13 protein-coding genes and 1 tRNA gene are annotated in these 15,720 nt (G+C 43.2%); 9 read left to right on the plus strand and 5 right to left on the minus strand.

The features are described from left to right. Positions 1–10 precede the first annotated feature (10 nt). From AC58CZ_RS01625 to AC58CZ_RS01655, 7 genes are all read left to right on the plus strand, one after another. On the plus strand, positions 11–265 hold the full coding sequence (locus AC58CZ_RS01625) for a heavy-metal-associated domain-containing protein (protein WP_075106793.1): 255 nt from the start codon (positions 11–13) through the stop codon (positions 263–265). 232 nt (positions 266–497) lie between these two features. Further along, on the plus strand, positions 498–722 hold the full coding sequence (locus tag AC58CZ_RS01630; protein WP_075106792.1) for a heavy-metal-associated domain-containing protein: 225 nt from the start codon (positions 498–500) through the stop codon (positions 720–722). A 343-nt stretch (positions 723–1,065) separates the two neighbouring features. Continuing rightward, a complete protein-coding gene (locus AC58CZ_RS01635; protein ID WP_494223526.1) occupies positions 1,066–3,432 on the plus strand; it encodes a heavy metal translocating P-type ATPase in 2,367 nt (788 codons plus the stop codon). Between the two features lie 313 nt (positions 3,433–3,745). Next, positions 3,746–5,062, plus strand: coding sequence for a phosphopyruvate hydratase (gene eno, locus AC58CZ_RS01640; protein WP_494223525.1), 1,317 nt, complete (start codon positions 3,746–3,748; stop codon positions 5,060–5,062). 161 nt (positions 5,063–5,223) lie between these two features. Further along, positions 5,224–5,532 carry a septum formation initiator family protein gene (locus tag AC58CZ_RS01645; RefSeq protein ID WP_058024088.1) on the plus strand — a complete coding sequence of 103 codons (309 nt, stop codon included), beginning with the start codon at positions 5,224–5,226 and terminating at the stop codon, positions 5,530–5,532. A 130-nt stretch (positions 5,533–5,662) separates the two neighbouring features. Further along, positions 5,663–6,397 carry a 2-C-methyl-D-erythritol 4-phosphate cytidylyltransferase gene (gene ispD / locus AC58CZ_RS01650; RefSeq protein WP_494223524.1) on the plus strand — a complete coding sequence of 245 codons (735 nt, stop codon included), beginning with the start codon at positions 5,663–5,665 and terminating at the stop codon, positions 6,395–6,397. A 356-nt stretch (positions 6,398–6,753) separates the two neighbouring features. Next, on the plus strand, positions 6,754–7,362 hold the full coding sequence (locus AC58CZ_RS01655; RefSeq protein ID WP_494223523.1) for a BLUF domain-containing protein: 609 nt from the start codon (positions 6,754–6,756) through the stop codon (positions 7,360–7,362). A gap of 271 nt (positions 7,363–7,633) precedes the next feature. Here AC58CZ_RS01655 and AC58CZ_RS01660 read toward each other — a convergent pair. From AC58CZ_RS01660 to pyrC, 3 genes are all read right to left on the minus strand, one after another. Further along, a tRNA-Glu gene (locus tag AC58CZ_RS01660) sits at positions 7,634–7,709 on the minus strand. Between the two features lie 531 nt (positions 7,710–8,240). After that, on the minus strand, positions 8,241–9,020 hold the full coding sequence (gene rnt, locus AC58CZ_RS01665) for a ribonuclease T (RefSeq protein WP_494223522.1): 780 nt from the start codon (positions 9,018–9,020) through the stop codon (positions 8,241–8,243). A 164-nt stretch (positions 9,021–9,184) separates the two neighbouring features. Next, complete coding sequence (gene pyrC / locus AC58CZ_RS01670) at positions 9,185–10,255, minus strand: dihydroorotase (protein WP_201599518.1); 1,071 nt, start codon at positions 10,253–10,255, stop codon at positions 9,185–9,187. 293 nt (positions 10,256–10,548) lie between these two features. Between pyrC and AC58CZ_RS01675 the strand changes: the two genes are divergently transcribed. After that, positions 10,549–11,787, plus strand: a complete 1,239-nt coding sequence (locus AC58CZ_RS01675) for an argininosuccinate synthase (RefSeq protein ID WP_071002124.1) — start codon at positions 10,549–10,551, stop codon at positions 11,785–11,787. Between the two features lie 145 nt (positions 11,788–11,932). Here the strand turns inward: AC58CZ_RS01675 and AC58CZ_RS01680 are convergent, their stop codons facing one another. After that, positions 11,933–13,210, minus strand: coding sequence for a hypothetical protein (locus tag AC58CZ_RS01680; protein WP_494223521.1), 1,278 nt, complete (start codon positions 13,208–13,210; stop codon positions 11,933–11,935). 141 nt (positions 13,211–13,351) lie between these two features. Here AC58CZ_RS01680 and AC58CZ_RS01685 point away from each other — a divergent pair, with 141 nt between their 5' ends. Further along, positions 13,352–13,867 carry a L,D-transpeptidase family protein gene (locus AC58CZ_RS01685; RefSeq protein WP_494223520.1) on the plus strand — a complete coding sequence of 172 codons (516 nt, stop codon included), beginning with the start codon at positions 13,352–13,354 and terminating at the stop codon, positions 13,865–13,867. Positions 13,868–14,105: 238 nt separating this feature from the next. Here the strand turns inward: AC58CZ_RS01685 and AC58CZ_RS01690 are convergent, their stop codons facing one another. Further along, a complete protein-coding gene (locus AC58CZ_RS01690; RefSeq protein ID WP_494223519.1) occupies positions 14,106–15,692 on the minus strand; it encodes a CYTH domain-containing protein in 1,587 nt (528 codons plus the stop codon). Positions 15,693–15,720 lie beyond the last annotated feature (28 nt).

Raw genomic sequence — 15,720 nt, forward strand, 5'->3', positions numbered from 1 at the left:
GGGTGATGCAATGGCGATTCAAACCGCACAAGTCAGTATAGAAAATATCGACGATGAAGCTGGTCTAGATAGTGTAATGACCGCTCTTAAAAATATCTCAGGCGTGACTGCTATCGATCTAGATCCTGTGCATGATATTGCAACGGTCAGTTATGATGATACGGATACGAGTATTCATGCTTTGACAGCGGCGATTAGTATGGTTGATTATGTGACTCAGCCATTTCCTATGGATGCGCCGCAAAATCCGCATCATAAAGACTAAGATATATGGACGATCTGAATGCTACATAAGCAATGAGTAGCGTTCAGGTTTTTATTAAGAAGTTCCTGTCTTGTTAATAGCATCTCGTTAATAAAGTAACAACCAAAGTGTCTTGCTGTCGCTGATGATAGGGCTTATGCTTGTTTAGTGGTGCTTTGATAGGTTTTGAGAAGTAAATATTGAAGAACAGCTATCAAGGCTACTTTTCACTAATAAAAATAAGGAGCCAACCATGGCAAGCCAAACACGTATTATTCAAATTGAAGGTATGACTTGCAGCGGCTGTGTGGCAAGTGTCCATACTGCTACTGCCGATATTGACGGTTTAGATACGATCACCGTGGATTTAGCTGATAATTTAGCAACGATCACCTTTGATGATAGCAAAACCAGTGCAGAAGCGATTGCTTCGATCATTGATGAGGCTGGATTTGAGGCGACTGTCGCTAATTCATAAATGTCGTCATCTATCTACAAAACCAGCTACCATGATTACTGGCATGTTAGCTGGTTTTTTAATGGTTAAAAATTCTGATTATAGATTACGTCCATGGCTGTCCTAGTTTGCTGCTATTTACTAAATGATTTAGGCTTACTTGAATAGATGATGGTTGTGACCATCTAATAGGTGCTACTTGAATATATTGCAATATGTCTGTCTATAATAATTGGATAGCCTAAACAGCGTATTCATACTGATTGTCATCGTGTTTTACTTGTTTTATTTGATTTTTTTGTCAATCCACTGATATTTTATTATGGCTTCTATGAGTATATAGACGCTATAAAGAGTTATTTTTATGAATGATACTACCCGTACCACTAGTGATGAATCCTACGATGTCGAGACTGACATTCAATCAAATACGCCACTTGCACCGCAACGTGCGCATCTGCAATTGGCGATTGATGGCATGACGTGTCAGGCCTGTGCTTCACGAATCGAAAAGGTGCTGAATAAAAAGCCTTCAGTGTATGACGTGAGTGTGAATTTTGCTGGTGAGACGGCAAATGTAGATTATGATCCGACGCAAACGACGCCAGAACAGGTCACGGAATGGGTAAACAAGACGGGTTTTGTTGCCAATCTACAGGCCAGCGACAGTTTATTTGCAAAAACAGATGAAGAGACAGCGACTCAGTATCCGTGGCGATTGATTGGACTATGGCTATGCTTGGCGCCATTTTTGGTGGGCATGGCAGGTATGTTGGTGGGTGCTGGGATGGCGTGGATGCCGCCCATTTGGATTCAGTTTATTTTAGCGACGATTGTACAGTTTGGTTTTGCGTTACCATTTTATAAGAGCGCATGGGCATCCATCAAAGGTGGTCTTGCCAATATGGATGTGCTGGTGGTGATTGGTACGGTGACGATATGGGCCTATTCGACTTATCTGTGGCTCACTCATGGCGATGGCACTTTGAGTAGTCTCTTGCAAAGTGGACACGCGGGCGGACACATCGCCAGTAATGGCCCTGCGGTATATTTTGAAGCAGGGGTGATGGTTATTGCGTTTGTGCGGACAGGTAAATACTTGGAGGAACGTACCAAAAAACACAGTTTAAACAGTATCGATTTACTGTTGTCATTGACGCCAGATGAAGTCGAGCAGCAGCAGCCAAATGGCGATTTTCACTCTATTGCATTGTCTGATGTACAAATAGGTGATATTTTGCGGGCCAAGCAAGGCAGCCGTATCGCGACCGATGGCATCGTCACAGATGGTAGCGGCTGGTGCGTGGAGAGTCACTTAACAGGTGAGTCAATAGCGCTCAAAAAAGAAGCGGGCGATGGATTGCTGGCAGGTGCTTTGGTGGAGAATGGCAGTTTGCTCTATCGTGTGAGTGCCAAGGGTAGTGACACCAAGCTGGGCGATATGGTACAAGCCTTGAGTGATGCGCAAGGCTCAAAAGCTAACTTGGCGAGGCTGGCTGATAGAGTGACCGCCGTGTTTGTGCCAATTGTAGTGACCATCGCTTTGGTTACTTTTGGCCTAACATGGTGGCTGACTGGTATGGTCGATACTGCCTTGATGCACGCCGTCTCAGTATTGGTCATTGCTTGTCCTTGTGCGCTTGGTTTGGCCACGCCAGCAGCTATCATGGCAGGTATGGGGGTTGCTGCGCGTCATGGCGTGTGGTTCAAAGACGCGCAAAGTCTCGAGGCGGCAGGGAATATTGACACGGTGGTGCTCGATAAAACAGGCACGCTGACCATTGGCAGACCCACTATCGTCGATCATGTCATGGTGGATAAGTCGATCGCTGTTAATGATGTATTGCAAATTGCAGCCAGTATCGAAGCACATGCCAGTCATCCATTGGCAACTGCTTTGACCAACGCGGCTAAAGAGCGTCAGCTGTCTTTGTTCGATGTGACTGATATCAGTGTGATAAAAGGATCTGGTATACAGGCAAACATCGAAGGACTTGGACGAGTAAACGTCGGGACGGCTGAATTTGCTAATATGACGTTACCTAAGCTGATGCCAAAAGTATGGCAAATTGCCAGTACCGTTGCCATTAGTATCAATGATGAGCCACTAGGCGCATTTGCCTTAGCAGATGACTTGAAAGCGGATACCCCGCAAGCAATCACTGCGCTACAAAATGCGGGTATTAATGTGATCTTGATGAGTGGTGATAAGCAGTCGGTCGTCGATCATGTGGCAGGGCAGCTGGGTATTGAAAAAGCTTATGGCAAAATGAGCCCGCGTGATAAGGCCAGCCAAATTGCGTTATTGCAGGCGGCTGGTCATAAGGTGGCGATGGCAGGAGACGGGGTCAATGATGCGCCAGCAATGGCCACCGCTGATGCCAGTTTTGCAATGTTTGAAGGAACAGATGTCGCGCAGCACAGCGCTTCTGCCCGTTTAATGGGTGAGTCACTCATGCATATCGATGCCGCGCAAAAAATCGCGCAAGCAACGCTACGCAATATTAAACAAAATTTGTTTTTTGCTTTCATTTATAACTGCCTTGGTATCCCGCTTGCCGCTTTGGGGTTCTTAAATCCGATGATTGCAGCAGCAGCGATGGCACTCAGCTCCATCTCAGTTTTGATGAATGCATTACGCTTGACACGATTTAAGACAGAGGTTGCGCTTGAGAATACGGTATCTACTATGGATAAGAAAAGCAGTTTGGTAAAATTATCACTGAAATAGTCGCTCTGATATGTCATAGACACAGACAATCGAGTTGCACTAGACGCCGCTAACCCTGATTATATTTATGAGTGCAAGTGAGTGTAAGATAAAGGAAGTTTGGTAAAATATATGCTATGATGCCAAGCACTATAGCCAAGCATTAACCCAATTAATAAACCGTCTATCGTGTGCAAGCATAGCCACATGGCAGTAAGGATTGAAGGGGTTTTAGGTATATGAGCTATACGATATTTTGCTTTATCTTTTTTGTATGCTAGCTGCCGTTATTTATCTCACAAACTTGGCATGACCAAAGGAATTAACAGACATTATGTACGCTGAAGAAACCAACAACGTCACCGCAATTAAAGACATTCGCGCTCGTGAAATTTTAGACTCGCGCGGTAATCCAACTATCGAAGCTGATGTGATCTTAGCTGATGGCACTGTCGGCCGTGCTGCGGCGCCAAGTGGCGCATCCACAGGCTCACGTGAAGCGCTTGAGTTACGTGATGGCGACAAATCTCGCTATATGGGTAAAGGCGTCAAAAAAGCCGTTTCTAACGTCAATAGTCAGATTCGCAGTGCTTTGATTGATAAAGATGTGACTGAACAGCAGGATATTGATGATGCCATGATTGCGCTAGACGGCACAGAAAACAAAGAGAGCTTGGGTGCTAATGCCATGCTAGCTGTGTCACTTGCGACGGCCGAAGCGGCTGCCAAGTCACAGAATCTGCCATTGCATCAGTATATTGCTAACTTGCGTAATCAGACGTCATTGACCATGCCTGTACCAATGATGAACATCTTAAATGGTGGCGAGCACGCGGACAATACCGTTGATATTCAAGAGTTTATGATTGAGCCAGTGGGCTTTACCAGCTTTTCAGAAGCGCTGCGTGCTGGTACAGAGATTTTCCACAGCTTAAAGTCTGTATTGAAATCACAAGGCTTAAATACCGCTGTTGGTGATGAAGGTGGTTTTGCACCAAATCTACGTAGCAACGAAGAAGCCATCACGGTTATTATGCAGGCGATCGAACAAGTCGGCTACAAAGCGGGTGAAGACATTCATCTTGCGCTAGACTGTGCGGCTAGTGAATTTTACAAGAACGGTCAATACGTATTGGCAGGCGAAGGCAACAAAGCTTTCGATAGCCAAGGGTTCTCAGACTATCTCGTTGGGCTCACGCGTCAGTATCCTATTATCTCTATCGAAGACGGTCTTGATGAGTCAGATTGGGATGGTTGGAAGTATCTGACCGAGCAGATTGGTGATAAAGTCCAGTTGGTCGGTGATGATCTATTTGTGACCAATCCTACAATCTTGCAAGAAGGTATCGATAAGCATATTGCCAATGCCATTTTGATTAAGTTCAACCAAATCGGTACATTGTCAGAGACGCTAGATGCGATTTATATGGCGAAGAAAAATGGCTATGCAACCATCATCTCGCATCGTTCAGGCGAAACCGAAGACAGCACCATTGCAGATTTAGCAGTTGGTACCGCTGCCGGTCAGATCAAAACAGGCTCACTATGCCGCTCAGACCGTGTTGCTAAGTACAACCAATTGCTACGCATCGAGCAGCAAGTACGTGCAAGCTACCGTGGCCGTGAAGAGTTTATCGGTCTACGTGGTTAACAGACTGACTTGGCTTTTTAACGCGTAATATGCGTCAAAAAGTCTAAGCTCAAAAGCCGAACTTATCATTGAATCTAGGCGATATATAATCATTTGTGTATCGCCTAATCATCTTAAAACTCTTATATCATTCTTTCTATGTTGTTTGGCGTTGTCCTCTTATGAAATATTTTAGCCAATTTATACTACTTGCTCTAGCCGTTGCAGTGCTTTTGGGATTGCAATATCAGTATTGGCTGGGGGAAAATGGCCATTTTGAACATAACAAGTTGACGGCTCAAATTGAAGAGCAACAACGCTTAAATGATAACCAAGTGGCAGCAAACAATCTATTACGTACCGATGTGCAAGATCTAAAAACTGGACTTGAGGCGGTAGAAGAGCACGCTCGCTTAGATTTGGGCTTAATCAAACCAAATGAAACTTTTGTCCAAGTATCAACTGCACCAACGACGCATAGTAGCTATTAAGCTATAGCTATCGATCTGTATGATGTGATATCAAGCCCCATCATTTATTATAAAGCCATCCGTCATTCTTATCATTTTCACTATCTCTCTTTAAATATATCGTCATGGGTTCAACCATCAGTATCACACTATGAATAAAACTCCTATTATACACGCCATGATCGTCGCAGCTGGTCGCGGCAGCCGTTTTGGTGCATCCATTGCCAAACAGTACACAATGCTAAAAGAGCAGACGTTGTTGCAGCACAGCGTGGCTAGGCTTGGTCATAGCGATTATATTAATAAATGCCTATTGGTCGTAGCAGCAGACGACAGCACAGCGCAGGAGCTAGAGTTTGAGCTTCCTATATATTACGCAGTGGGTGGGGCCGAGCGTTGGCAATCAGTGCAGGCAGGGGTAGAGGCCATCAGTGAGTCAGGCGGAGATGATTCGGATTTAGTACTCATTCATGATGCGGCACGTCCCGCTGTACCGAGTGTGGATATCGATCGAGTTATTAAAGCGGCGATGAGGGAGCCTTATGGTGCTATCTTAGCGACACCGGCGGCCGATACGTTGAAGAGCTCCTATCAGAAAATCACACCTACTGAGGAAGATAGACTCATTCCTTATGCGAAATGCACTATTGACCGTAGCAACATATGGCAAGCAAAAACCCCGCAAGTTTTTCGTTTAGGTCAGCTAAAACGCGTCCTACGCTATGTGTCTGAACATCAGCTTAGCATCACAGACGAAGCCAGTGCTTTTGAGCACTTAGCGCTACCTATACGTTTGGTGCCGGGTAGTCGACAAAACATCAAGCTTACGTATCCTGATGATGCCATATTACTGGCAGCAATTCTTGATATCCAATTCTCACATTAATCAAATTTATAGATTTGCTTCGTATTTATATCAGATAGCTCAAGGTAATGACTGTCAATATCGCATCAATTTCACGGCAAGTTTAGATTCAATAAAAGTTAAGATATATTAATTTAATATATAATATATATTTAAAACATGTTTTTTGTATATAAGCAAGACTATTAATTAATAAAAGGTTGCTTTGATGACCAATCTAACCTATGATGTAACTAACTTAATACAATTAATATAAAAACTTATAAAATCAATAATATATCAGACCGATTCATTACGCTTAATCATGTTGTCTCTATATTTTCTGAAGTTAGTATGATTGTTTTAGCGACATTTACCTGATAATAGGGAGAAGCTGATTGTCAACAATCAACGATTCAACAAACCCAGTAACGACAGATCTCTGCCAGCTTGTATATATAAGCCGGATTACCTCTACTGGTCTTTCAAGTCCTAGCACGCTTAATGATATCTCAGAGACCGCGGTCGAACGCAATCAAATAGATAATATCACGGGTATTCTTTGCTATGGCAATGGCTACTTTTTGCAGTGTGTCGAAGGCTCAGAGCAGGCACTAACCAATCTAAAAAATCGTTTGTTGATAGATGATCGACATAAAGAATTGAAGGTTTTAGATTTTTCTGAGATTACCAAACGTCGTTTTGCCAGTTGGTCATTACGTTCAATTACCCTTGAGCGTTGGATGACTAAAGAGCCTGAGCTTAAAAAGTTAATGCCATTTAAGCCGTATGAGTGGGATTCTAATGAGTGGCAGAAGTTCTTAGACATATTGCAGGGCTACTATGAAGAGCAAACGAGAATAGGTAATGTTGATACGCCTCCTATCAAATACAGTACGCTAGGGGTGACATTGAGTAAGGTCGTTGGTCAACACCAAGCATTCTTTTTAATTCAGACGGTACTCGGCTTGATGATAGCTGCCACATTGTTATGGCTAATGCTGTAATCGATAAATAATATAGTTATAGGCGTTAATTCTCTTATGATTTTAAGTATGTTCATACGATTGCTCATCGAGCTAAATACTAATTATATCTAGTTGAGCAGACAAACAAGAAAAAGCCAGCATTGAATCAATGCTGGCTTTTTCTATTTAAACAACTAGCTTGGATATTAAGAGCAGACATAAAAAACCCCCACTCATAACATATTATGAGTGGGGGTTTCGGTGGTACCATTGTTAGTCTTATTGAGTGCTAACAAGTGACGCCAAATAGTGGCGTCCCCAGGGGGATTCGAACCCCCGTTACCGCCGTGAAAGGGCGGTGTCCTAGGCCTCTAGACGATGGGGACTAGTAACAATACTTCAACTGCTTTCACCATTTATGCTGAAGTGGTGCGTATTTTAGTAGCGTCTGCGTTTCCTGTCAAGCCTTTTTCTACGTCTTTTTAAAATTAAATATCTTTTTTTAATTGCACGGCGAGGATGGAGATCATTGCGCTTTAAATGATACCGAATCCATAGGGAAGTACAAACACTAATAGTTAAAGCGAGCAACATATAGCCTAGGATGGTTCCCCATAACTTAAGTTGTGGATCCATAATAAAGTCCCTCCTATTAGGCCTCGATAGTATTCGCTAACAAGGCAGAGTGAGCAACTTGAACTATCTATAGGATATAACTGCATCGCTTAAGCGCGACATTCATCATAAGTAGTCATATTAGTCGTCCAAAAATATGACATTTATTATTATACAAAATAATTCCATCTGCTTATCGTGATATCAATCATATCCCTATTGATTATCAAATCAAGATGTCAAAGTCATCAAATATTACAAATAGCACTATTATGTATGATTGGCAATATATGATATGTGACTTATTCACTATCGTTATCAGCTGATGCTTCTGTAGCTTCTTCATTGTGCATCGCATTAGCGAGCATAGGATAATTATTGAGTATGTGACAGAACAGCTCGGCTGTCTTTTGAGTGTCATACAGTGCTGAGTGAGCATTTTTACCATCAAACTCGAGTCCTGCTGCCTTGCAAGCGCGCGCCAATACAGTTTGTCCAAATGCCAGTGCAGACAAAGTCACGGTATCAAACACTGAAAAATTGTGAAAAGGATTGTGATTCTTACTATTGGTACGTAGCACAGCTGCATTGAGAAAGGCCAAATCGAAATGCGCGTTGTGTCCAATCAGAACACATTGACGGCACTCTTCTTCGCGGCGTACTTCTTTTAAGCCTTTGAAGATACGGCGAAGGGCCGTTTTTTCATCTTCAGCAATGGCTTTGCGCATTGGGTTGTTAGGGTCTATACCAGTAAAGGCAAGGGCACTGGGCTCTAAATTTGCCCCCTCAAACGGTTCAATATGCGCATTGAGCGCCTCACCTGGGTAAAATACGCCATGCTCATCAAGTAGTACAGGGATACAGGCGATTTCTAATAGCGCATCAGTCTGAGAGTTAAAACCCGCTGTCTCGACATCGACGACGACAGGCAAAAACTTACGAAATCGGTCTTTTAGACTCAAGGGTGTTTTCTCATCGTCGCCCTTGTCTTCAGTAGCAGCACTTGGAATTACGTTCAGGTCGTCATCCGTGGAATTTGAGACTTCTGCGTCAGGCAAGGTTGCTGTATTTTGATTGGTCATATCAAGTTCAATCACTTTTATCAGTCGTGCTGGTATATGGAATTGCACATCATTATTTCATAATATCGATAACGCCTTTGCACTAATGAGGTTTAGTACAAAGGTATCATTGGCATTATAGAAAAAATAATAGGTTGCTTTGTTAGTGCTAGGCTGTGTGGCTACTAAATCTTAAGCGACCAAGGTAATGTTTCACCTGCCATGAGCGGCGTTAATGATGCACCATCAAAGTAAGGGTAGTCGTTTGGTACTTGCATAGGCGTGTTGACAAGCGTAATGGTACTCTCGTTTAGAGGTAGACCGTAGAACTGCGCGCCAAAGCGACTGGCAAATCCTTCTAGCTTATCTATTTTGCCAACGCTATCAAACGCAGTGGCATATAACGGCAGGGCAGTTGCTGAACTATAGCAACCAGCACAGCCGCAAGCGGCTTCTTTCTTGTCGGTAGCATGTGGCGCAGAGTCGGTACCCAAGAAGAATTTTGGATTACCACTCGTGGCCACATCCAACAGGACTTTTTGATGGCTTTCACGCTTCAAGATAGGTAAGCAATAAAAGTGCGGTTTGATACCACCAACTAATAGATGGTTGCGATTAAACATTAAATGCTGCGGCGTAATAGTAGCAGCAACATGGTTGCCTTGAGCCAATACAAAATCTGCTGCATCGCTGGTCGTTATATGCTCTACCACGATTTTTAATGTTGGAAATTTGACGATGATTTGCGCCAGCACTTCATCTAAAAAGCGTTTTTCGCGATCAAAGATATCTATATGGTCTTGCGTCACTTCACCATGTATCAATAGTGGTAAATTGTGCTTTTCTAGTGCTTCAAATACATCGACACAGGCATTGATATTGGTAACACCATCGGCAGAGTTGGTGGTCGCTCCAGCAGGATAAAGTTTGACCGCTTGTACGATGCCTGACTGTGCGGCCAATTCGATATCTTGAGCAGTGGTATTGTCCGTTAAGTACAGAGTCATACGTGGATCAAAGGCTGATTTTCGCTCAAGACTTAAATCGCTTGCTGCCAAAGTTTCCATGATACGCGCGCGATAGGCCTGCGCATCATGTGCATTTTTGACTGGCGGCACCAGATTTGGCATACAGATCACACGGTTAAAGCTACCTGCTGCGTGCGGCACAGTGGTGCTCAAAGCCTGATCGTCGCGCAAGTGAATATGCCAATCATCTGGCTGAAGGATGGTTAATTCTCTAATCGAATCAGTCATAGTGTCAAAGCGCTCTATATCGTCAAATAAAGGAAAAAAAGAGGATAATACTGTGCGACTATCATAACAGATTTGCCCAGTTGACTAAATATAAGGCGAAATATCTGTACATAATTCATTGAGTACTATTTAACCCTTTTTAAGATTTAAGCCAAAAGCACACGCCTTATGGCAGTTAGACTTTTGCCTATAGTAAATATGATGTACACTGAGCAGGTAATTTCTTTTTAACTTGCTTACGATTTGATCTTAGCGCGTTTACTAAAACTAAATTCTCATAACAGGAGTTTTTCATGGCTCAACTTGATCCAAAAAATATTAATAAAATCGTATTGGCATACTCAGGTGGTCTTGATACCTCAATCATCGCTAAATGGCTGCAAGAAACCTATGATGCGGAAGTGATCACCTTTACCGCTGATATCGGTCAAGGCGAAGAAGTTGAGCCAGCAAGAGCCAAAGCTCAAGCAATGGGTATCAAGCACATCCATATCGAAGATTTGCGCGAAGAGTTTGCCCGTGATTACGTATTCCCGATGTTCCGTGCCAATGCTATCTATGAAGGTGAGTATTTACTCGGTACGTCTATCGCTCGTCCACTAATCGCAAAGCGTTTGGTTGAGATTGCTAAAGAACACAATGCCGATGCCATCAGTCATGGCGCAACTGGTAAAGGGAATGACCAAGTTCGTTTTGAGCTAGGTGCTGTCGCTTTGTCACCAGACGTGGTAACGATTGCTCCTTGGCGTGAGTGGGATTTATCAAGCCGTGAAAGCTTAATGCAATATGCTAAAGAGCATGACATCGCTATTGATTATGCAGGCAATAAGAAAAAATCTCCTTATTCAATGGATGCCAACTTGCTACATATCTCTTATGAAGGTGGCGTTCTAGAAGAGCCGTATACTGAAGCAGAAGAAGACATGTGGCGCTGGTCTGTCAGCCCAGAAGACGCGCCTGATGAAGCGCAATATCTAGAACTAGAATACAAGAAAGGCGATATCGTTGCTATCGATGGCGAAGCCCTAAAGCCTTATGAAGTCATGATTAAGCTGAATGAAATCGGCGGTAAACATGGTATCGGCCGTTTAGATATCGTTGAAAACCGTTATGTTGGCATGAAGTCACGTGGTTGCTACGAGACGCCAGCTGGCACAATTATGCTAAAAGCCCATCGCGGTATCGAGTCACTAACGCTTGATCGTGAAGCTGCCCACCTAAAAGATGAGCTCATGCCACGCTATGCAAAAATCATCTACAATGGCTATTGGTTCAGCCCTGAGCGTATGATGCTACAGGCATTGATTGACAAATCACAAGAATACGTCAACGGTACGGTACGTGTAAAATTATACAAAGGTGCTGTGAGCGTCGTCGGTCGCAAGTCAGATGATTCGTTATTTGACGAAAAAATTGCAACTTTCGAAGATGATGCAGGTGCTTACGATCAAAAAGACGCAGAAGGTTTTATCCGTCTAAATGGTCTGCGTTTGGCTATCGAAGCTAGCCGTGGTCGCGATTTGTCTAAATAAGCGTTTCGATTATACATAGTTAATTAAGTATTTAGCTCAACAGCCATAAAAAAGAGGCCTATATAAATAGCGCCTCTTTTTTTATGGCTGATGCGTTTCTATCAAGACTCTGTTTTGAACATTAGTTTATTGAAAGCAGATGTCTTTATTGAGCTTGTGCTGTCTCTGCCGTATCAGACTCTTCATCGTCCACTCTCACAATAGCGACATCTTGTTGCTGCCGCTCATCAGTGATATCTTGTGCTAATATTTCTTCGGTGGCGAGCACGACGCCATCAGACTTTTGCGATTGATATTTGAGCGTAGCGAGCGCCCCCAGTACACCGATGACAAGTATAATAATAAGAATGACAGGGTTTTTCCAAAGCGGTGTGGAAGCGTCATATTCTATCGGCTTTTCGCTCGTTGTCGCTGGCGTGTTGTCATTATTGCCACCGATCAATCCTAAGCTTACTAAAGGCGGCTTTGGTGGATTGGCGGGTTCAGAGTTGATGCGCAGTCGATTTCGAATAAGATAAATATCAGAGATTGTCGCCAGCTGTAATAACCAGCGCTGATGTGGCAAAGCAATAGCATGCATCTCTTCAAATACCAGCATGTCGTTGTGACGACCCTGCGGCAAGTTCTCCGGTGAGCGTCCAATAGCTTTTAGGTAATTACCCGTTGCCAATTGCATGTCTTGTACAGGCTCATGGTTTTTAGGCTCAAACCCTGTCAACTCGTACCAGTGGCTATCAAAAGGTGGCGGGGTGCTTGATAGCTGCTCAGCATGTAATAGCTTGAGCTCTGCACTCTGCGCATGATTTTCCAAAGACTCTTTGTCTTCTACAGACTCTGTCAGTGTGGCCGGCTCGCTGTTAGCACGCTCTGACTCAAGAGTAGGCGATGCTTGCGTTTGTACATTGTTAAAGCGTGCTGCGGACAAAAACTGTGGCTGTAGGGCAAACCATTTATTCATCTCGTCACTATCGAGTTGACTGTATTCTGCCAAGATGGCCAGTTCTCGAAGGACAATTACGCATAAAGAGGTGAGTAAGATTTGAACTTGCTGCGTTTTTGCTTGAATATCTTCAGCAATATGATCACTGATTTTTATCACACGGGCGCTGTTATTAAAAACGGCATCTGCTGCATCGTTTCGGTGATATAACGTCGCCTTAAGAGTCGCAAAATTCATGGAGTTATATTGTCGTAACTCTTTGACAGCAGCACGTCCAAATAGTCTTTTGCTGAGTGCTTGTTCTTGATGTTGCTGCTGATAGGCAAGAAGCGCGCTCACAATAGCTTGTAAACTGGCATCCATCGCAAGCCTCGCTTGTGGCAATGAGAGCTGTGCGGCATCAGCCAAAAGTGGCAGCATAGGCTTGGTATCATGATATAAAAAATCATACATCGACACACGTGTCGGTGAAATAGTCGTCATAATCTGCTAGCATCAAAAAGTGTGCCTCTATATTACGGTGCCAAAAGCATTGACACAATCCCTTGATAATAGAAATTTTGAATCGGTTTTACTAATTACCTTAACAGTTATCTTATGGATGATTGATAGCGGGAAGCATTTATGACGAATAATGAAACTTTTAATAAACATCTAGTGATTAATATTGCTAAGCAGACATTAACAATGCATAAGCAGCAAGCTGAGGTCACTGAATATACCGTCTCTACGGCAAAAAATGGCATCGGTAGTCAGCAAGATAGTGGTTGCACGCCACTTGGTCAGCATATCATTGCAAAAAAAATAGGCGGCAGTGAGCCTATGAATGCTGTGTTTGTGGGCCGTGTGCCGACTGGCGAGATGTATGATGCCGCTCTTGGCACGTTACATCCCAAGCGTGATTGGATACTGAGCCGTATTCTTTGGTTGAGCGGTTTGGAAGAAGGCTCGAATAAAGGTAGCAACAGTCAAGGCGGCTGTGATACTTATGAGCGCTACATCTATATCCACGGCACACCAGATACTGAGCCGATGGGTATACCGCTTTCACATGGCTGTATACGTATGCGTAATACAGATATCGTGGAATTATTTGAGCAAGTCGAAGAGGGTATGCCGGTAATGATCGTTGCAGATTAACGAAGATTAATTGTACTCATTATTTCTATATTTCTATAGCATATTTATTTATCGGTATTTGAGCCAAAAAATCCGATGACGGCTAAGGATGGTAGTGAAAGGTATAAATATTGAACGATAAGATCGAAGCGAAAAATAAAATGGTTTATCTATAAAAAAGGACAGCTTCATTGATAAAAGCTGTCCTTTTTACTAAGCAATGTATCTTTATCGAGGTATCTTTACCGAGTAATACGTTTTACCAAAATGTTGAGCTGTCTTTAAATTTAGCCAAACGCGTTTCGATATAAATTGGGTCATCGGTGAGCATGGCAGCAAACCAACCTGCACCATATAGGGCATTGGTATCTTTCGCTGATTTTAGGGCATAGAACTGTTGATATTGATTGTCATCATTGCGTTGCTCTAGCGCTATGTGCGCTTTTATCAGACGCTTTAACCAACGCTTGGTTTTCTTCTTGGCTTTTTTCTTACTTAACAAAGGCGCAGAGAACTCACTTATGTAGCGTAACGCTTTTAGGTGATCGCATAGTAGCGCTTCGTCTTGATTATCCTCAGAGATATCCGTATCAACATTTACATCATCGCTTACAATCTCGGTACTGCTTACTTCATCAGTTTCTTTATCTGCTTTGAGGCACTTGTTATATTGTTTCGATAGAATTTTTGCTAGCTTGTCGAGAGCAAGTTTATCCGTTTGAGGCTCAATACTAGGGTCACTCATGGTAAAGGCAATCAGCTCTAGCAAGGTGAGCTGAAAGTCATTGGCTTGCAGTGTATTGATCGGTGTGATTTTTATGTTCTCGATATCTGTCGTCCAATCAACAGCAGGGGCTCCGAGTGCCTGTAGCTCAGGCTCGATATAGGTATTGATATGAGTGAGTTGGTAATAATTGCCAAGTAGGTTGGCTGTTTGTTTTAGTATCGGTAGCCAGTCAGGATTGATCTCGTCAGAAAAGCTATCAAATGCTGTTAACGCAGCCTGCAAGCGCTCAAGACCAATGCTTACCTGCAAAACATGCTCGTCATCAATGCTTCCAGCGACGATAGCACTGCTATTTGGCAGTATCTGTAACAGACAGTTATGTACGGCTGCTCGTATAAAGGCGGGCATGCTACTGTCTTTGTTCAAATCTAGTTGGCTTAGGTCAGCGCCAACTGCTGGACTGTGGTTCTGTCCGTTAATGAGCAAGCCACCGTTCTCAGCTTTGGTCACGGTAGATAGACACAGCTTGTAACGTTTGCACCATGTTTTGGCTGTCGTAAACAAAAAATCTAAATCTCCTGACACCAACTCGAACTCTATCTCCTGAATGGTTTTTCGCTGAGAGTCATCAGTACCATGGACAATTTCTCCATGATCGTAAGCCATCTCGATACAACTATCAGTTTCGTCACTATTATCTTCTATCAGTAAGCGCGTGGTGCGCTCGACGTTGGTGACATACAGTCGTGTTAGGTTTTTTGCTAACTTTTTGAGTTTAAAATTAGTCAGCGCAGAGGCGACAGGAGTTTCTGCATATATCGTCAAATCAGGTATCAGTCCATTATTATGAAGCATTTCCTGCACTTGCTTGTCATCTAACACAGCGTTGTGCTCCAAACGAGCGGCAATGCCATCGCCACCAGCTTTGATGGTTTGTACCCAAGTATCGCCTTCTTTGCGAATACGCAGACCGATGCCTGCCTGTGCAAGCTGCTGGTCAGGAGTATCGTAATAGTGTGCAGCCAGTAGTGTCACTTGTGAGGATTTAACTTTTACTTGACGCATTAAACCTTTTAGATGTGACTCTGGTACCAAAAATTTCAGCTCTATCTCTTGCATATTGGCTCCTAATAATTCTGACTGACAG

This window comes from Psychrobacter sp. CR212 (assembly GCF_059693765.1).